Origin of the sequence: Helicobacter canis (assembly GCF_008693005.1) — a bacterium.
In the GTDB taxonomy this organism is placed as follows: Bacteria; Campylobacterota; Campylobacteria; order Campylobacterales; family Helicobacteraceae; genus Helicobacter_B; species Helicobacter_B canis.
This window is the reverse complement of the sequence record NZ_VXKE01000023.1, coordinates 1-19,296: the sequence shown is the minus strand read 5'-3', so window position 1 is coordinate 19,296 and position 19,296 is coordinate 1. Positions and strand designations below refer to the sequence as shown.

Sequence of the window (19,296 nt, the reverse complement as noted above, 5' to 3'; positions counted from 1 at the left end):
TAGTTAGTCCCGGATTTTGACATAGGTTTTGTTGCCTAGTCTCTCCACTTTATCTTTGAGCCCTAAAATATCGTCCGCGTGCCCTATGTAGAGTGTGCCATTGACTTTTAAAAATCGCAAAAGCTTCCCTAAAATTGCTTCTTGCTCTTGGGGCTGGAAGTAGATGAGCACATTGCGGCAGAAGATGATGTCAAACTCATCTTGGCGAAATGGATAAGTGGAGTCGTGCAGATTAAGCTGGAAAAATTTCACCATTTTTCTTAGAGCTGTTTTAGCGCGGATAGTTTTTGTGCCATTTGCCGAGATTTGCAGCGTGTCAAAATACCTATCCATATTGACCCAATTAGGCAGATTAAGCGTGGGGCTTAGGGTAAAAACCCCGTCTTTAGCTTCTTGCAAGACTTTTGTATCAATATCGCTTGCATAGATCTCCACACTGCAAGAAGAGTTATATACCTCACAGGCATATAGCACTGTGGCTGCTATGGAGTAGGGCTCTTCACCCGTTGATGAAGCAGCGCAGTAGATTTTGATATTGAATTGGTTTTGAAAAAGTGCTGGCAAAACGCGATCAAGCATATCTTGGAAATGCACTTTCTCACGGAAAAAGTCTGTTTGATTAGTGGTAAAAGCATTGATGAAAAGCTGTTTTGCTTGGGGGTTTTTATTTGCAAGGGCGATTAGCTCGGCTGCCGTGGTGATACCATCAAAGACGGGAAATTGCTTGAGAGAATCTAAGCGGTTTTTCATCATTGTTTGCTTAGATGTATCTAGGTAGATTCCTGTGATTGTGTGGAGATAGGCTTGAATCTCCTTAAATCCCCTGCTGGTGTCTATATTCAAGATTATCCTTTGACTACTGGGCTAAAATGGTCGGCAGAGCTTAAACATCTCCGCATAGTAGCGCGAAGCTTTGGCGACAAGGTAGGAGTCATCATCGTAAAATAGCGTTTCATAGCTGTTTTCAAATGCATTTTTACTCCAATTTGCTGAGCCGATGTAAAGTAGGCGTTTGTCAATGATTGCAAGCTTTTGGTGCATTATACCATAGTAGTTGCCATTTGGGGATTTCTCTCCTTTGAGTAAGCAGGTGGTGATGTTGTTATACTTCTCCAAGTAACCAATCATTGAGCGTGCATCGTTTTTGCTGCTTTCATCAAAGATAATGTGAATTTTAACGCCCCTTTTAGCACTATCGCGCAGGGCTTTGGCAAGCTCTCTGTTGGTGAAGCTATAAATGGCTATATCAATGCTTTTTTGCGCGTGTTTTAATGAGTCGCGCAGACTTTTAAAGGCTTTATCTTGCTCATAAGGTAGCATAAACAGCTCGCTTTTTGCTTGGCAGAGTGTCGCCACGATCCACGAGCCCATTAGCAATGCTAGGATTTTTCTCATCACAAGCCCTTTGGGTAAAAAATATGCTATAATCCGCGCTATTCTACTCCAAATTAGGTAACTTTATGAAAATCATTTTGATCAATACAGATCCAATGGTGGCGAAGCTCATTGAAGCCACAGCCAAAAAAACAGGGATTGTGCTTACAAGCTATGCAAGCACAGATGATCTTGATGTAAGCACATTGACAAAAGATCATTTTGTATTCGTTGATGAAGGTGCGCTGGGCACAGATAAGGACCGCATAAAATCCATCGCGCAAGATTATCTAAGCTGCTTGCTTTATGCTAAGACAAAGGCACTTAAAGAGTTTTCCCATATTGTGAAAAAGCCATTTTTACCCACGGAGATTTTGGATATTTTGCAAGCAGAGTTGCTAAAAGTGGGGCAGGATTTGCACAATGCTTCTGAAGTTACGCAAGAAGAGATCGCCCAAGTCGATGATGGTCCAAAAATGCCAGACATTGATATGAGCGCGCTTGATAAGCTCGGGGATTTTGATATTACACAGGAGTTTGACGCAGAGTCGCCGATCCCACCGCTAGCAGATAGCGTATCGACTGACATTGCAGACACGCCAAGTGCTGAGAGTGAGCCAGAACAAGTGCCGCAAGAGAGTGTTGATGAAAGCCTTGATCAAAGCCTTGGAGATGTAGATTCTAGCGCGCTAGAGCAAGGTGGCTTAGAAGAGCTTGATAGTGCTATAAATTTCCTAGAAGAAAGCGATATGGAAGATTTAGAAGCTATCGGTGCAGGGGAGCTGCCAGCGCAAGAAGATGAGGCAGGAGATAGCGTAGAATCTACCGAAATTACCGACTCTTTGGCAGCTGCAGATAGTAGCCTAGATGAGCTTGGGGAGCAGGAGCTTGATAGCTCTAGCGAGCCAGCAGGAGAACCCCAGACAGAAGAATTGCTAGAATCTAGCGACACTGACATAGCCCTTGATACTTCTTTAGAGCCAAGCGCGCAAGAGCTAGCAGGAGATGTTGTGGGAGATGTGGCAGAGAGTGCGCAGGATTTGGAAGAGGATCTAGCGCAAGATGAGCTGCTTGAGACTATCCAAGAAGAGATAGATTCTAGCGATCCACAAGCTCAAGCAGATAATCAAGCGGGCGATATTGCGGAGCTAGAGGCGGTAGAAGAAGTGCCAAGTGTAATGGAACTTGATGAGCTAGAATCCAGCGCGCAAGATGAAGTATCTGGGGTAGAGCTCGGGGAAGCGGATTTAGGGGAGTCTGGTGCTGCCTTGGAGCAGGTGGAAGATCAAGCCAGCGATGTGGAGCCGGAGCTTGATAGTAGCGAGCCAAGTGCGCTAGATGAGAGTGTGCAAGGTGGAGAAAGTGCCACTGCAGAGTCGCTTGAAGAGCAAGCTGAGTGCGAAGTGCTTCCGCAAGATGAGCTCACACTTGTCAAAAATCTGCTTGAAGAAACTGCGCCAGCTGCTGACACCGCAGAGTCGCTAGAATCTACACAAGAGCCAGAGGCGGAGATAGATCTCGCCCAAGAGCTAGAGTCTAGCACACAGGAGTTTGCTGATATTGAGCTTGATGATTTGGCGCAGGTGGAGCCAGAATCTAGCGCGCAGGAAGCCACAGAATCCGCTGGCGAAGACTACTTGCAGCTTAGCGAGAGTGAGATCTGCCAAGCACTAGGCGAAGATCTCCCAGATGTAGAATCTAGCACAAGCACAGAGACAGCAGATATAGAGATAGAAGCAGGAGATGTAGAATCTAGTGCAGAGCCTAGCGAGCTAGAGACCCCAGAAGAGCCAGCTAGTGAGCAGCTAGAATCTACACAAGAGCAAGAAGCCGTGGAAGAGCTTGAAGAGATAGCAGAAGTAGCAGAAGATGAAGCTATGGAGATGAAAGAGAGCGGGGGAGATCTCCAAGAAGCCAAAGAAGAAGCCGCAGATCCTACTCAAAGCACACAAGAGCAAGAGATAGAATCTATGCAAGAATCCAGCCAAGACTCTAGTGATGAAGAGCTAGAATCTAAGGAGAGTGCTCAAGCAGAAGTTGCGCTTGAAGAAGACTTAGGAGATGGCTTAGAGGAGAATTTGGCGCAAGATTTGGCAGGAGATTTGGGAGATTTGGAAGAGAGTGCCACCACAGATGAAGACTTAGCAGAAGAGCCAGAATCTAGCGCGCTAGAGCAAGAGTGCCAAGCACCAGAAGAGCTAGAAGTCTCAAGCGAGCTAGAATCTATACAAGAAGCAGAAGAGCAAGAAGCAGATGGGCAAGATCTCGCCCAAGAGCCAGAATCTAAAGAAGCTTTAGATTCTATGGTGGCGCACGATTTGCAAGAGCTTGAAGCTGAGCCTATGTCTGATCAAGGCGCGCTGCAGGATTTGGGTGAGTTTGGCACGGGCTTGCAGGCTATCAATGCCTTGCGTGATGAAATGCAAGCACTTGGCGATTTAGATCCATTTGCAAGCGATGGCGGAGATACTCCAAGCAGCCAAGCTCAGGCAGATGATCGCCCCAGCACCACACAGGCCAACCAAACTCAAGCCCAGCTATTTAGCGAGCTTCTAGCCAACAAATCTGCCCAAGAGATCCGCTCCTTACTCAATGGCGCGCAGATTTCAATCAACATTAGCTTCTCGGATAAGATATGATGAGTGCGCCGCAAGCTGCCCAAGGGGCTTTGTTTGGGCGGATATTGATCCTATCTGGTCCCTCAGGCTCAGGTAAATCGACTTTGTGTAAGATTTTGCAAGAGCATTTTAGTGATATTTACTTCTCTATCTCTACAACCACGCGCGCTCCGCGAGAGGGCGAGTGTGATGGGGTGGATTATCACTTTGTAAGTCAAGAGCAGTTTATCGCAGACATTAAGCAAGGAGCGTTTTTGGAGTGGGCGCAGGTGCATAATAACTACTATGGCACGGCGTTGTCGCCTATCACGCAAGCATTAGAGCAGGGCAAGCTTGTGATATTTGATGTCGATGTGCAAGGCCACCAGAGCATTAAAGAGCATTATGGAAATTTGGCGCGCTCAGTTTTTATCACAACACGAAGCAAGGAAGTCTTGCGCAAAAGACTAGAGAGCAGGCAGACAGACTCTGCGCAAAACATCGAGCTGCGCCTACTACACGCCTATAATGAAATGCAGCAGCTCTCGCACTTTGATTATCTTATCGTCAATGATGATATACAAAGTGCCAAGCGCGCGATTATTGGCATTGCTACTTCGCTAGAGTTTATCCCGCAGCCTAGTATTTACCAATCGCTATGGCAAGATGTCGGCGAAGATGTGAAGTAGTGGCGCGTAGGCAGTGCTGCAATAGTGTTGTAAGGTAGAATCTAATTTACAATTAAATAAAAACACTTTAGAATACCGCCATTTTATGTAAGGAGCAAGTATGGGAAGTTTTAGTTGGTGGCATTGGCTGATTGTTTTACTCGTGGTGTTGCTACTATTTGGCGGGGGGAAAAAGATCCCTGAGCTTTTGAAAGGGCTTGGCACAGGGATTAAGGGCTTTAAAAAGGCAGTGCGCGATGATGAAGAAGAAAGCCTAGACTCTAGTAGTAGTCCTGCTACCCCCCTAGCCAGCCCAGCACCAAAGCAAGCGAGCCTAGAGCAAGCCCAGCAGCCACAAGTGGTGCGTGTTGAAGTAAGCACCACCCCTAAAAAGCGCGGACGCCCCAAGGGCTCGGCAAACAAGACAGAATCTAGCAAAAGCACAGATTCTAAAAAGTCTGCTCAATCAAAGGCTAAGAAGTCTAGCACGAAAGATTCTAAGGCTACCAAAGCCACCAAATCTTCAAAATCCGCCAAATAACCGCTCTTGTAAGGTAGTGCAATGTATGAGCATATCAAGTCCATTATCTCCCAAGTCGCTTGCTGTGATGCTGTGCTAGAGCGACCAAAGAATAGAGAATTTGGGCATTTTGCCACGCCGGTGGCATTTACGCTAGCTAAAGCCAAAAAGCTTCCCCCAGAGACAATCGCTAGCGATTTATGTAAGCAGCTAGAAAAACATAGTGCCTTTGCCAAAGTCGCTCAAGTCAAGGGCTATATCAATCTCTCGTTGGCAGACTCTTTGCTAGAGCAGTTTGCTAGCTCTGCCTTAACCAAAAAGCATATAGAATCTAGCGCACCTTTAGGCATAAGCGAGACAATCTTGCTTGAGTATGTTAGTGCAAACCCCACAGGTCCCCTGCATATAGGGCACGCGCGCGGGGCGGTGCTGGGCGATAGCTTGCAGAGGATTGGGAGCTATCTTGGGCATAGCATTAGCAGTGAATACTATGTCAATGACGCAGGGGCGCAGATTGGCAAGCTAGGGCGATCGATCTACCTAGCAGGCAGGGAGATCCTAGGCGATAGTGTGGAGTATGATGATGAGTGCTACAAGGGTGAATATGTCATCGATATTGCTAAGTCTGCGATCGCGCGCTTTGGACAAGAGATAATGACAAAAGAGCAAATCCCCACCTTAAGCGATTTTGGTAAAGAGCTTATGCTAAAAGAGATTAAAGACAATCTCGCAGCCTGTGGAATCCACTTTGATAACTATGTGAGCGAGAAATCGCTGTTTTCACGCTGGGATAGCACGCTAGATAAGCTTAAAGCTCATCAAGGCGTGTATGAGAGCGAGGGCAAGCTCTGGCTTGCTTCAAGCGCAAAGGGCGATGAGAAGGACCGCGTGATCGTGCGTGAAGATGGCGAGCCGACATATTTGGCTGGGGATATAATCTATCATAGTGATAAGTTTGCGCGGAATTTTGCCCGCTATATCAATATCTGGGGGGCTGACCACCACGGCTATATCGCTAGAGTAAAGGCGAGTATCGAGTATTTGGGCTATGATTCTTCTAGGCTACAAGTGCTTCTAGCGCAAATGGTAAGCTTGCTAAAAGATGGCAAGCCTTACAAAATGAGCAAACGCGCGGGGAACTTTATCCTTATGCGCGATGTTGTAGCGGATATTGGAGCTGATGCGCTGCGCTTTGTCTTTCTCTCTAAAAAGCCTGATACGCATTTGGAGTTTGATGTAGCGACACTAAGCAAGCAGGACTCCAGCAACCCTGTCTTTTATATCAACTATGCTAATGCTAGAATTCACACTTTGCTTAAAAAAAGCACTTTAGATTCTAGCGCGATATTACAGGCAGATTTTGCAAGCCAAGATTTTAGCAAGCTGGATTCTAGTGCGGCTCTAGTGGCGGCTAGGGGGCTGGTGTTTGAGGCTCTGCTGCTGCCAAGAGTGGCGCAAATGGCGTGGGAGGAGAAAAGCTTGCAGAAAGTCTGCGAATATGCCAAATCCCTTGCCGGGGATTTCCACGCATTCTACAACGCGCACAAAATCCTAGAATCCACTTTGCAAGCTCCCTTGCTCAAAGCTTCTATGCTGGTAAGTCTAGCCTTAACTCAAGCCCTAGATCTGCTTGGCATAGAGGCAAAGACACAAATGTAGCCATCAATGAACGCACTAGAATCCACCCTACAAAGCTCCAAGCAAAGCCTCGAACAAAGACCCAAAGCTGCGCGCAAGATCCTGCTTGTCATAGGGGATATTACGCGCAAAGGCGGCATAGAGCGCGTAGTAGTAAATCTAGCCAATGCCTTTGTGCAGATTCTGGGCTATGAAGTTGGGGTTTGTAGCTGCTTTAAGCGGTATGATAGGCTACCTTATGAGCTAGATTCTAGGGTTAGGCTGCATTATATCTACGACTTTAGCGGCGCGCCAATGCACAAAAAAGCGCAAGCAAGTAAGCTCTACAAACTCTACTACCGCAGTGTTTTTGAGCGAGTTTTAAGCTATAAAATCTGCAAGCTTGCTAGAGACTTTGACTTCCTTATCGATAATGACCATATCTATCTGCCCCCCCCCCTATTAAGATTTAGTCGTTTCCCAAAGAGTATCAAAGTCTTTCATCTGCCATTTTCTCGCCCAAGAGCGCGCGCAAGACGATTTGATAGCATTGTCGTGCTATCAAGTAAGCAGCATAGTCTTTGGAGTAGGCATTATAGGCGTGTGGAAGTGATCCCAAATTTCATCACAGAGTTTGCTGGCAAAAAGGAGTGCGATAGCTCTGCGCAGGTAGTGCTAAGTGTGGGGCGTATGGAAGAGGGCGATCAAAAGGGCTTTTTACGCCTTGTTGATATTTGGGAGATTGTGCAGCGTGGTGGGGAGTTTGCTAGCTGGAAGCTCTGTATCGTAGGCGATGGCGAGCTTAAGAGCGAGCTAGAATCCAAAATCGCGCAAAAGGGCTTAGGATCTAGTATCACGCTAAAGCCCTTTACTACAAAAATCTATGAAGAATACGCTAAAGCTAGCATATATGCGATGAGTAGCTACTATGAAGCTCTGCCTATGGTGCTACTAGAAGCTGGCTCTATGGGGCTAGCCCTCATCGCCTTTGATGTAAATACCGGACCTAGCGATGTGATAGAGCCTATCAAAAACTTGATAGAAGACAATGATGTGCAAGCTTATGCCATGCGATTGCAGGAGCTTATGCACTCAAGTAGCTTGCGCCAAGAGTGTGGGGCTAGAGTGCAGCAATGCGTGGAAGAGAAGTTTTCTAAAAGCGCGGTGTTGCAGCAGTGGGAAGAGCTTTTTGACTCATTGCAATAGTCTTGCCTTAATTTTAGCCACTAAAAGCTTGCGCACTAGATTCTAGCTAGGCTAGCTAGAATCTAGGCATTTATGCCTAAGTGTTTTGTAAAGCTTTGGAAAAATATCTCGCCTGCTTCTTGGATAGATAGGTAGATTGCTTGGGGATTGCTTGCTTGTTGATTTGAGCTAGCGGTGCTAGAATCTAGTTTTTGCGTTTGGGCGGATTTTTTACACTCGGCTTGATTGTCTTTCTCAAGGATTCTAGGAGTTCTAAAGAAACCTGCTTCGGCTTCGCCTTGCACCGCTGTCGCTGGTTTTGCGGTGGGGCTGTGGTTGCTTTGCGGATTTTGGGGAAGGTTAGCGAACTTGGCGTTCGTGCCTTTCACAAAATCCGCAACACTGCCGCATTGCTCACCCAAAGCCGAATCTATTTTCACTTGTATGCTAATGCTATTCCCTCCTACTTCCCCCAATAGCGCGCAAGGAAAGCTATGTAGCTTTGCTAGCTCTTGCAGCTGCGCAAAATCGCTTGTTTCCACCACTACACAGCTTTGCGTTTGGCTAAAGAGCATTTCGCGCTTTGGCAGAGCGATTTGCACTGCGCAGCCTAGCCTGCTAAGGATAGACATTTTTGCCAAAGCTATGCCCAATCCCCCTTCGCCCACTTCTTTGGCACTAAGGATAAGCCCTTTTGTAATCCCACTTAGCAAAAGATCCCACAATCGCTTCTCACGCGCTAGATCGATTTGGGGCGAGTCGCCACTTGGGACAATCTCGCCCCCCAAATGCGCCCCAAATGCGCCCATTTGTGCAAGCTTCTCTAGCACACTCCCCCCAAAGTCCTCGCCTATTTCTCCTAGCAGGGCGATTTTGCTCCCTTCTTTTGTGAAAGCAGAGTCGATGACCCATTGCGGATCGCTCGCTAGCCCTACGCTTACAATCGTTGGGGTGGGGTAGATGTCAGTAGAATCTGTTTGATTGTAGAGCGAGACATTGCCACTTACCACAGGCGTTTGCAGGATTTCACACGCCTCTTTAATGCCCTCGCAGCTCTCTTTAAACTGCCACATCACTTCTGGGTTGTTTGGATTGCCAAAGTTTAGGCAGTCGCTTATCGCTAGCGGCTTTATGCCCCTTGTGGCGCATTTTCTCCCTGCGCGCGCTACGGCAATCTTGCTGCCTTCTCTTGGGTTTAGATAGCAGTAGCGCACAGGCGCGTGGATAGCCGCTCCAAGAGCTGCGCCATTTTCTTTTATGCGCACCACGCTGCCCTCTCCTTGCCCAGAGGCGATGAGCGTGTTTGTCTGCACGCTGCTGTCATATTGACTATAAATCCACTCTTTATCGCAAATATCAATACTCCCTAGCAGCACTCGCGCTATATCTGTAAGGCTATGTTGCGCTGTGTGGTGCTGTATGGATTCTAGTGGGTTTAGCTTGCGGAGCGTGTGTATATAGCTTGGCTCTTTGGTGGGGAGATGAAGAATGGGGGCATTTTCTGTGATGGGGGCAATGGGGATATGCGCTACCTTTTGCTCCTCCCAAAATAGCTCCATATCGCCACTTTGCGTAACTTCCCCAATCACTTCGCAGTCAAGCTCCCATTTCGCAAAAATCGCTTTGATTTGCTCCTCTGCTCCCTTTTTGGCACAAATTAGCATCCTCTCTTGAGACTCACTTAGCATAAGCTCATAAGCGTTCATACCCCTTTCACGCATAGGGACTCTATCTAGGTAGAGTCGCATTCCGCTCCCACTGCGCCCAGCCATCTCAAAGCTAGAGCTAGTAAGCCCAGCTGCGCCCATATCTTGGATACCGATGATTAAATCTTGTGTAAAAAGCTCTAAGCAGGCTTCAAGCAAAAGCTTTTCTGTAAATGGGTCGCCTACTTGCACCGTTGGGCGCAGGCTTTTAGAATCTTGGCTAAAAGAATCGCTACTCATCACCGCCCCGCCCAAGCCATCGCGTCCTGTTTTACTCCCTACATATAAGACCGGGTTGCCATTGCCTTGCGCTTTGGCGTAGAAAATCTCTTGCGCTTTGGCAATCCCTAGGCAAAAGGCATTGACCAAAATATTGCCATTGTAGCAGGGCTCAAAGTTTGTTTCCCCGCCAATAGTTGGCACGCCCATACAATTCCCATAGCCACCAATCCCAGCTACCACGCCTTTGAGCAAGGATTTATGCTTTCTGCCCACTTCATCATCTCGCCAAATCTCACCAAAGCGGATAGAATCCAAGCTTGCCACTGGACGCGCGCCCATTGTGAAAATATCGCGCATAATCCCGCCCACACCCGTTGCCGCCCCAGCATAAGGCTCAATGAAGCTAGGGTGGTTGTGGGACTCGACTTTAAACACTGCTGCATAGCCTCCGCCTATGTCGATTACGCCGGCATTTTCGCCCGGACCTTGAATGACCCAAGGCGCGCTTGTGGGGAAGCCCTTTAGGTAGATTTTGCTGGACTTGTAGCTGCAATGCTCACTCCACATCGCCGAGAAAATCCCTAGCTCTACAAGATTTGGCTCTCGCCCTAAAATCGCTAGAATCTGCTTGTAGTCATCATTGGAGAGTTTGTGTGCTTGCAACGCGCTTGGCATATCTTGTATTACAAATGTCTTGCTCATAAGATGTCCTTGAAGTGCTGTAATTTAGGTGTTGCTTGGTATTGTAGCAATTGATTCTTTGCATTTGTATTAAGCTTATCTGTTAAGGTTTATTAAAGGTTTATCAATTACAATATACTTTTTTGAGTCGCAAGAGCCCACATTACCCAAATACCCTAGGAGAGAGAATGAAGTATATCAAGTTTTTCAAAGAGCTCAATAATAAAGATGTCCCGCTTGTTGGTGGTAAAAATGCTAGCATTGGCGAGATGTTCCAAGAGCTTGTCCCTGTTGGGATTAAGGTGCCAAATGGCTTTGCTATCACAAGTGATGCGTATTGGTATCTTTTGGATTCTGGTGGGATTCGGCAAAAGATAGTCGATCTGCTCGCAGGTGTTGATGTAACAGAAATTGATGTGCTTAAGACTAGATCCAAGCAGATCCGTGAGCTGATCTTTGGCACACCGCTGCCCCCTGACTTGCGCGATGAGATTTTTGAAGCATATAGGATTTTGAGTGAAGAGTATGGTATGACTTATGCTGATGTGGCTGTGCGCAGCTCTGCTACTGCGGAAGACTTGCCTGATGCGAGCTTTGCAGGGCAGCAAGATACTTATCTAAGCGTAAAGGGGCAGACAGATTTGGTGCATTATATTAAATCCTGCTTTGCCTCGCTTTTTACCGATAGGGCGGTGAGCTACCGAGCTTCTAGGGGGTTTGATCACTTTAAGGTAGCGTTATCTGTGGGTGTGCAGAAAATGGTGCGCGCGGATAAGGGCAGTGCTGGGGTGATGTTTTCTATCGATACAGAAACAGGCTTTAAAGATGCGGTGTTTATCACTTCTAGCTGGGGGCTAGGCGAAAATGTCGTAGGGGGGACGGTGAATCCTGATGAATTCTATGTTTTTAAGCCTACACTCAAAGAGGGCAAACGCCCCATTATCAAGCGGCAGCTAGGACATAAACATCAAAAAATGGTCTATGCTACGCCCGGTGATCCACACCCCACCAAAAATATCCAAACCACTCAAGAAGAAATGCGCACTTTCTCTATCACTGATGCAGATATTTTGACACTAGCGCGCTATGCGATAAAGATTGAGGAGCATTACACAAAAGAAGCAGGCGAGTATCGCCCTATGGATATGGAGTGGTCTAAAGATGGCGAGAGTGGAGAGATATTTATCGTGCAAGCTCGCCCAGAAACCGTGCAGAGTCAAAAGAGCAAAAATGGCTGTGCGCAAAAATTAGAGAAATTCCGCTTCAAAGACAGGAGTGTCGAGCGAGAGGTAATACTGACAGGGCGTGCAATTGGCGGAAAGATCGGGCACGGGAAAGTGCGCATCATCAATGATTTAGAGCATATGAATACCTTTAAAGAAGGCGAGATTCTTGTAACAGACAATACCGACCCAGACTGGGAGCCAGCGATGAAAAAGGCAGCTGCTGTTATCACTAATCGTGGTGGGCGCACCTGCCACGCAGCAATCGTGGCGCGAGAAATTGGCGTGCCTGCTATTGTTGGAGCAGTGGGCGCGACTGATAGACTCTATACGGGAATGGAAATTACCGCATCTTGTGCCGAGGGGGAAGAGGGCTATATCTATGCTGGAATCCACCCCTTTGAGATTGAAACTATCGAGCTTAGCAATCTTGGGCAGACAAAGACGAAAATCTATATGAATATTGGCAACCCAGAGAAAGCATTTGGATTTTCACAACTGCCAAATGATGGGGTGGGGCTTGCGCGTATGGAGCATATTATCCTAAATCAAATCAAAGCTCACCCGCTTGCTCTGCTTGATTTGCAAAATGGCAAAAAAGACATAAAGGATAGGGAAGAGATAGAGAAGCTTGTCTCTGGCTATGAGAGCCCTAAGGACTTTTTCATCAAAAAGATCGCAGAGGGAATGGGTATGATCTCTGCGGCGTTTTATCCTAAGCCTGTGATTGTGCGTGTGAGTGATTTTAAATCTAATGAATACCGCGGTATGATTGGCGGGCTAGCTTATGAGCCTTTGGAAGAAAATCCAATGCTCGGCTATCGTGGGGCTAGCCGCTACTACTCTGATCTCTATCGCACGGCGTTTGAGTGGGAGTGTGAGGCACTTAGTATAGTGCGCGAAGAGATGGGGCTTACCAATATGAAGGTTATGGTGCCGTTTCTCCGCACGCCAGAAGAGGGGAAAAAGGTGCTTGAGATTATGCGCCGCAATGGGCTAGAATCTGGCAAGAATGGCTTAGAAATTTATGTGATGTGTGAGCTACCTGTGAATGTGATTTTGGCAGATGATTTTCTAAGTATGTTTGATGGCTTCTCCATTGGCTCAAATGATCTTACTCAACTCACACTTGGAGTAGATAGAGATGGTCAGCTTGTAAGCCACATCTTTGATGAGCGCAATCCCGCTATGCTAGAGATGTTTAAGCGTGCTATTGCTGCGTGTAAAAAGCATAATAAATACTGCGGGATCTGTGGGCAAGCTCCTAGCGACTATCCAGAGATAGCGGAATTTTTGGTAAAAGAGGGCATTAGCTCTATTTCTTTAAATCCAGATTCTGTGGTGGCTACTTGGAAGCGCATAGCAGATCTTGAAGCGACACTAAAATAGGTGTGATGATGAAGTGGGCGGCTTGCTGGGCTTTGGTGGCTGGGTTTATACTATGTGGTTGCGGTGGTGTGCAGTATGTGGATAATGCAGAATCTAAAGAGTATTCTTCTTTAGGGATTGATTATCACGATTTAGAGAAAGCAGCGAGTGATAATACTAAGTCGCTTTTAGAGAGTGGCTATGTGCGCTCTCTGGCTGGGCTCTCAAAGCCTAAAGTGCTTGCGATTTCTGATGTGATTAACGACACTATGCAACATTTTTCTACTCAAGAGCTTACGCGTAAAATTACGCGCGATATGCGCAATAGTGGGAAATTTATCCTAACAATGGCATTTGCAGGGAGCGGTGGCAGTAAGGATAAAATGCTAGAATCTGTGCGAGGTGCGCGCGGAGATGATGAAGTCAATCAATATGGGGTCCCGGAAAAAGGCAATATCATAGCTCCTGAGCTGTCGCTATCTGGGAAGATTATCCAGCGTAATACAAAGGTAAAATCTAAGCAAAGAGTGGATTACTTTTTTTTACTCACTCTTACTGATCTAAAGAGCGGGCTTGTGGTGTGGGATAATGAGATTAATATTATCAAGGTGGGGAAAAATACTTCAGCGTGGTAAAAGTGGATTCTAGTATAGGCAGTAAGGATTGATATGGAAGGACAGCTGATGGCATTAGCCATTGAGACTTATAAGATTACATTGCTTATTTCTCTGCCTATTCTAGCTACAGGGCTTGTGATAGGGCTTTTGATTAGCATTTTTCAAGCGACAACACAGATCAATGAAATGACGCTGTCGTTTGTGCCTAAGATTTTGGGCGTTATCGCGGTGATTATTTTCACAATGCCTTGGATGCTTACAATGCTTACAGATTATACAAAAAATATCATTGAGCTAATTCCAAGATTCATTAGCTAGTATGCGCGAATACAATATAGATTTTGCCAAATATAGTAGTCTAAAAATCGGTGGAGTAACGCCTGTTGTGGTGCTGGAAAAGAGCGATGAAGAGCACTTTAGCACAATGCAGGAATATCGCTATATAGGGCACGCATATAATTTGCTGGTCTCGCCAAATGCACCAAATCTCGCAATGCTGAGTAAAGAGTTTGATTATATTTTGGAGAGTGAAGAGTGGGTAGAAGTGGGGGCAATGACGCCAAGCGGGAAAATATTTGCATTTTTCCGCAAGCATAATTTGTGCGGGTTAGAGTTTTTGCAGGCGTTACCGGGGAGTGCTGGGGGACTTTTGATGATGAATGCTGGTATGAAGCAGTATGAGATGAAAGATGTTGTGCTAAGCGCCTGTGTCAATGGTGTTTGGAGGCAGGATTTGGGGCTTGCATACAGGCGCAGCGCGATTTGCGGGCTTATTAGTGCTGTGCGTTTTAGGAAGAAGCTGGGGTTTAGGGAAGAGGTGCTGCAAGCTTGCAAGATGATGAGAAAAACTCACCCTAAGCTTCCTAGCTGTGGCAGCTGCTTTAAAAATCCTAGCGGAGATTATGCGGGCAGATTGCTGGAGCTAGCCGGGCTAAAGGGCTTTATGAAAAATGGCGTAGGCTTTAGCGAGCAGCACGCGAATTTTTTAGCGCATAAAGGTGGAGCGAGCTTCGAAGATGCACTCTGGGTAATAGAATACGCGCAAAAAAAAGTGCAAGATCGCTTTGGGATCTATCTAGAGCCAGAAGTGCGGATTTTAGATTAGTTTATTTATCTCCAGCATTTGCGTTTTATGTGAAAATCTTCAAGGATTGCGGAGAGAATGTCCATTATGCTTGTGGCATTGAGCTTGGCTAGTTGTTCTACTCCTTTTTGAGCAAGCTCTTCTCTTAGGTTTGTATTGTGAAGAAGAAGTTTGATTTGCTGTGCCAGGCTTGCAGGATCGCGCAAATCGCATAGCAGAGCCGCATCGCCTACTTGCTCTTTTAAATCAGGTAGGTTGGAGTAGATTGCTGGCACCCCTAGGCTAAAGGCTTCAAGTGGGGGGATATTGGTTGGTCCAAAATAAGTTGGCATAACTAATGCTAGAGATTGTGTATAGAGAGATTTAATTTCATTATTTGGTGCAAAGCCAATATAATGGACAAGGTCTTCAAGCCCCATTGCTTTAGCCATTTCAAGGATATATTCAAGGTTACCCCTATTAGATCCACTAAAAATAGCGTTGATACAAATTCCTTCATTTTTAAGAATCTGCAAGGCTTCTAATATATAGATATGATTTTTATGCGACCAAAATTGTGCAGGATAGTAGATGTAGTCACCGGATATATTGTATTTTTCTTTGATATTTATATTAGAGGGGATATTTTCATCTGTTGTATTGATAGACGGAGCAAAGTGGCAGGCATAGATTCTATGTGGCGAAGCATTATAGTATGTTATGGCATTGTGACGCCCATATTCAGAATCAGTGATAACAGCTACAGCTTTGTGGATAGCATTGCGATAGAGAAATTCTCTGTTGTTAAACTCATTATTGTGATAAACTTCTGGAAATTCTACAAAATCTCTATGCGATAGATCCCAGATTGTAAAAATAAAATGGTGTTGAGACAGGCTAAGGCACTGACTTGATGGAGTAAGAAAGTAGCAAATATCTATATTTTGTGCAAAAAGCACTTTTTCTAATGCGCTTAGTATTCTTATGCGATGTAGAAAATATTTAATTATCGAATGCTTAATAAAAAACTCTTTTATCCTAGATAATAACCCCCTATGACAAAGGATAGATTCTATATTAAGAGTATGGAGTATTTGTTGATTTTGTTTGGAAAATACAATCGGGATGCAATCAAAATTACAATTATGATAAATCTCTTTTAGCACACTCAAAGGCTGTTGGAATCCACCACCCACAGTCAGTTCCCCCTCAAATACACAGGCAACACGCAGCTTTTTGCCAATCATGCTGCACTTCCCAAGTGATCATAGGAGAAGCTGCAACGATAGCTCTCGCTTACAAAAGATAGGACATCGGCGATTATTGGTTTATATTGCGCCCCCCCCCCTAGAGCATTTTCTATACGCCTTACAAGTTCATCTTTACAAGTTTCAAATGATAAAAATTTGTCAAAAAAATCGAGGCAATTTTGTCCATACTCTTCTTTTTTGAAGTTTGTTAGGTTAATCGCTCGCAGATCAGTCGTCCCAATACCAAGCTTATATTGCTTTGTGAGCTTGGCAAGATATGATGGGTGGATAGCTAAAATGGGTAAGCCGTGCTGTAAATAAGTATTGAATTTGCCAGATGATAAGCCAATATAGCCAATGTTTTTACCGCGATATACATCCATAAAATCTGGATAGTAGCATACTAGTCCCAAATCAGCACTATATAAAAGCTTAGAAAAGTCGTGATAAGTAGGAAGATAGGTTTCAGAGTAATACACTTTCTTTAACTCAAAATTAGGCTTACTTTTAGCTATGCCCGGGTGTTTAAAATGTATAACAAATACCCAATCATCTGGAAGCATAGATTCTAGGATATAAAACAATGCCGGGAATCCACTCCAGCCATCAATCCCTCCAGCATAAAGTAAAATCTTCTTATCTCTAGAAATATGCAAATGGTCGTGTAAAAAGTATGTATTTGGGTGGGACTTTGCTACTCCAGCAGCCACAGGCATAAGCATAACTTTCTCTTTAGGAATATGGTTTTGCTCACACAAATGCACTCTGCGTAGCTCATCTTGCACTATAGCAAACGATATATTTTGACACGCTTTTCGCTCTTTTTGCTTAAACTTAGCACTTGTCTCATCTTCAAAAAATATCTCATACGAAAGCAACGCATAAGGTGTTTTGGTCATTTTAGAGAGAATGGAGGCTTGAATAATGGATTCTCTATCCACACCTATGATAAGGTCATACTTTCTCCTACCAAAAAGGTAAATATTAAGAAAAATATAACGCAGTGTATTGGAGTCAAAGTATTTAAATAGCCTTCTCCAGCCACGAAAATAGTAAATGATATAGCGACCAAACTCATCATTATGCTTGTTTTTTCCACCTTTGTGGGCTATTGTGAGAATGGTTACCTTATAAGATTTTCTTAAAAACTCAACCATTTCATAGAAATTATGGTTGTCATAAATATTGCCATCTGGGTGGATAATGAGTAGGGATTTCATTTGGGCTTTCTGAGACAATACGCCCCCCCCCAACAGCTAAAATCAAGCTTTTTCCCGCTAAGAAACTCTTCGCTAGATTCTAGTTTAAAGCCACTTTGTTTTGCCAAAAGATCTATTTCTGGAGTGAAAAAATAGCGCATTTTATGGGTCTCCTTGAAAGTTTGTGTAGGTTGATTGGGTGTATTGACAATGATTTCATAATTAACATCAACGATATTTTCATCAGGATGCAAAACAGGCTCTGCTAAACGCGTGATAGAAACTTGTCCATCACTCACTCGCTTAATCCTAATGCTTGGCTTTTCGTGTAAGACCGCAGGACCATACCAGCAGTCAAATAAAAAAACTCCATTAGGCTTAAGGTGTTTGAAAACATTGGCAAATGAAGCACACAAGGATTCATTACTACATTGATAGCTCATAACATGGAAAAATGAGATGATGACATCAAATTTTTCATCTAGGGCGAAGTCTTTGATATTTGCCACCTTGAAAGGAATACGCGGATACTTTTGCTGTGCTATATCAATCATTGATGCAGATAAATCCAAGCCGCACATATCGTAGCCATACTTTGCAAGGATAGAAGTATATTTTCCGCTACCACACCCAAGCTCTAGAATCCTTTGAGCCTTTGGGGCAAATCGCTGGATCAAATCGTGGATATAGGCAGCTTCTTTTTCGTAATCTTTATCACCATAAAGCAAATCATAATATCTTGCATAATCTTGATCAAATGAAGCCATAGTATCTCACCAAATTTTTGGGAAATACTAGCGTAAAATACCGATAAATTAGCTTATTTCGACAAATTCCATATCTTGTATAAGCTTGAAACGCTCGTGATTTGGCATTTTAAACTTTCTAAGCTCATAGAAGTTTTCTTGATACTCCAATCCTTTAATATTGTCTAGGAATGATTGCTCAAATCTATCCATCTTGACAAAAAACGCATTAACCCCACGACTATCGCAAGTGATGAATTTATATCCATATTTGCTTAAAAATCTTTTCCACGCCTCTACTGATACACCATAGTAAAGCATTGTTGGATGGGCGAGAGAGTAAGAGAAGTCATCACGATATTGGATTGTTATGGATTTGTCTGGACCATAGGTTGAGTTGTATTCTGCAACAATAATAGAAGGACTGAAACCAGAATCTAAAAATAGCTTCATCATATAATAGTCATTCCCATCAATATCAATGCAAAATACATCCATATCCCTATAAAGACACATTTCAAGGAGTTCGTGGATATTATGCTTATCAATAAATTTCTCTACAACCTCTACGCCTAAGCTAAAGAGACTTGAGAGATGGATTCCCCCCCCCCCCGTATTTGCATCAACCATAATCCCACTAAAAAGTCGAGAATAAGCCAAAAATGCAGTATTGTTTTCTAGCCCATTTGATGAACCAATTTCTAAGAAATAACGATTTGGGCGAGTGATTTTGCTACATAGATAGTCGATAATTCCATCTTCGCCATTTTGTGAAAATGCCTGAAACTCCCAGCTGATAGGATTAGTTGGCTCTATATTGCGTAAGGTGGCATTGAGTGCCCCACGAGAAAAGGCAATGTCTGCTCTTTGTAAAAGAGAGCGGGTTTTAACAAAATTTTTGATCCGTGAAAGCATTAAGGTCTCCTTGCAAGTAGAAATGCTTGGGATTATATCAAGTTTGATTTAAATTTGTTTTGCAAATAAAATCCTTGATAATTGTTGGCTGAAATATCTCTATGAAAAGGAATTATCGCACTATCGACATAGTCGTTCCACTCATCAATAAGCACAAAGCCTAGATCTTTAAAAAAATCTAAAAAATCTTTTTTGTTAAATATAACTTGTGGGTGGTAGAAAGAGCCGCTATTTTGAAGCGTTACAAAAGCTTTGCTGTTGTTTTGCACAGGAACTCTTTCTAGAAGTATGTGGGTTATTCCGGGCCCACTCGCCACGGGGTTTGTCGTCCTGCAGTCCAAGCCG

16 protein-coding genes and 1 pseudogene are annotated in these 19,296 nt (G+C 44.4%); 9 read left to right on the top strand and 8 right to left on the bottom strand.

The window, feature by feature from the left end:
* Positions 1–3: 3 nt before the first annotated feature.
* Together F4V45_RS08990 and F4V45_RS08985 are read right to left on the bottom strand one after the other, a co-directional pair.
* Complete coding sequence (locus F4V45_RS08990; RefSeq protein ID WP_246145318.1) at positions 4–843, bottom strand: CheR family methyltransferase; 840 nt, start codon at positions 841–843, stop codon at positions 4–6.
* A 21-nt stretch (positions 844–864) separates the two neighbouring features.
* Entirely contained in the window at positions 865–1,395 is a 531-nt protein-coding gene (locus tag F4V45_RS08985; protein ID WP_150337982.1) for a phospholipase D-like domain-containing protein, read from the bottom strand.
* Positions 1,396–1,460: 65 nt separating this feature from the next.
* On the opposite strand from F4V45_RS08985, the gene F4V45_RS08980 reads away from it, so the two are divergent.
* The 5 genes and pseudogenes from F4V45_RS08980 to F4V45_RS08960 all read left to right on the top strand — a co-directional run bounded on the left by F4V45_RS08980 (position 1,461) and on the right by F4V45_RS08960 (position 7,982).
* Positions 1,461–4,013: a coiled-coil domain-containing protein gene (locus F4V45_RS08980; protein ID WP_150337981.1), complete on the top strand. Its 2,553-nt coding sequence runs from the start codon at positions 1,461–1,463 to the stop codon at positions 4,011–4,013.
* Complete coding sequence (gmk, locus tag F4V45_RS08975) at positions 4,010–4,660, top strand: guanylate kinase (protein WP_023930850.1); 651 nt, start codon at positions 4,010–4,012, stop codon at positions 4,658–4,660. Before F4V45_RS08980 ends, gmk begins: the two co-directional genes overlap by 4 nt.
* 100 nt (positions 4,661–4,760) lie before the next feature.
* Positions 4,761–4,913: pseudogene (tatA, locus tag F4V45_RS10020) on the top strand (twin-arginine translocase TatA/TatE family subunit); the annotation flags it as partial.
* 288 nt (positions 4,914–5,201) lie between these two features.
* Positions 5,202–6,818, top strand: coding sequence for an arginine--tRNA ligase (gene argS, locus F4V45_RS08965; RefSeq protein ID WP_150337979.1), 1,617 nt, complete (start codon positions 5,202–5,204; stop codon positions 6,816–6,818).
* 6 nt (positions 6,819–6,824) lie between these two features.
* Positions 6,825–7,982, top strand: coding sequence for a glycosyltransferase (locus F4V45_RS08960; protein ID WP_150337978.1), 1,158 nt, complete (start codon positions 6,825–6,827; stop codon positions 7,980–7,982).
* Positions 7,983–8,044: 62 nt separating this feature from the next.
* Here the strand turns inward: F4V45_RS08960 and purL are convergent, their stop codons facing one another.
* The gene (purL, locus tag F4V45_RS08955) at positions 8,045–10,591 is read right to left on the bottom strand and encodes a phosphoribosylformylglycinamidine synthase subunit PurL (RefSeq protein ID WP_210670591.1); all 2,547 of its coding nucleotides are present in this window, start codon (positions 10,589–10,591) and stop codon (positions 8,045–8,047) included.
* A gap of 167 nt (positions 10,592–10,758) precedes the next feature.
* Here purL and ppsA point away from each other — a divergent pair, with 167 nt between their 5' ends.
* The 4 genes from ppsA to F4V45_RS08935 are packed head-to-tail and all read left to right on the top strand — an operon-like array spanning position 10,759 to position 14,883.
* Positions 10,759–13,182: a pyruvate, water dikinase gene (ppsA, locus tag F4V45_RS08950; RefSeq protein ID WP_150337977.1), complete on the top strand. Its 2,424-nt coding sequence runs from the start codon at positions 10,759–10,761 to the stop codon at positions 13,180–13,182.
* A 5-nt stretch (positions 13,183–13,187) separates the two neighbouring features.
* On the top strand, positions 13,188–13,796 hold the full coding sequence (gene lpoB / locus F4V45_RS08945) for a penicillin-binding protein activator LpoB (protein ID WP_150337976.1): 609 nt from the start codon (positions 13,188–13,190) through the stop codon (positions 13,794–13,796).
* A 33-nt stretch (positions 13,797–13,829) separates the two neighbouring features.
* Positions 13,830–14,096 (top strand): flagellar biosynthesis protein FliQ, encoded by a 267-nt coding sequence (gene fliQ / locus F4V45_RS08940; RefSeq protein WP_023930842.1) that lies wholly within the window; start codon positions 13,830–13,832, stop codon positions 14,094–14,096.
* A 1-nt stretch (position 14,097) separates the two neighbouring features.
* Complete coding sequence (locus F4V45_RS08935; RefSeq protein ID WP_150337975.1) at positions 14,098–14,883, top strand: UDP-N-acetylmuramate dehydrogenase; 786 nt, start codon at positions 14,098–14,100, stop codon at positions 14,881–14,883.
* Between the two features lie 5 nt (positions 14,884–14,888).
* Here F4V45_RS08935 and F4V45_RS08930 read toward each other — a convergent pair whose 3' ends face one another.
* The 5 genes from F4V45_RS08930 to F4V45_RS08910 form a co-directional block, all read right to left on the bottom strand.
* Positions 14,889–16,088: a glycosyltransferase family 4 protein gene (locus F4V45_RS08930; protein ID WP_150337974.1), complete on the bottom strand. Its 1,200-nt coding sequence runs from the start codon at positions 16,086–16,088 to the stop codon at positions 14,889–14,891.
* Positions 16,085–17,311, bottom strand: a complete 1,227-nt coding sequence (locus F4V45_RS08925; protein ID WP_246145317.1) for a glycosyltransferase family protein — start codon at positions 17,309–17,311, stop codon at positions 16,085–16,087. Before F4V45_RS08925 ends, F4V45_RS08930 begins: the two co-directional genes overlap by 4 nt.
* Complete coding sequence (locus tag F4V45_RS08920; protein WP_150337973.1) at positions 17,308–18,057, bottom strand: class I SAM-dependent DNA methyltransferase; 750 nt, start codon at positions 18,055–18,057, stop codon at positions 17,308–17,310. The genes F4V45_RS08925 and F4V45_RS08920 overlap by 4 nt, the downstream gene beginning before the upstream one ends.
* Before the next feature lie 48 nt (positions 18,058–18,105).
* Positions 18,106–18,951: a hypothetical protein gene (locus F4V45_RS09845; RefSeq protein ID WP_246145316.1), complete on the bottom strand. Its 846-nt coding sequence runs from the start codon at positions 18,949–18,951 to the stop codon at positions 18,106–18,108.
* A gap of 32 nt (positions 18,952–18,983) precedes the next feature.
* Positions 18,984–19,296, bottom strand: a 313-nt coding sequence (locus F4V45_RS08910; protein WP_246145315.1) for a class I SAM-dependent methyltransferase, incomplete at its 5' end; no start/stop codon positions are given.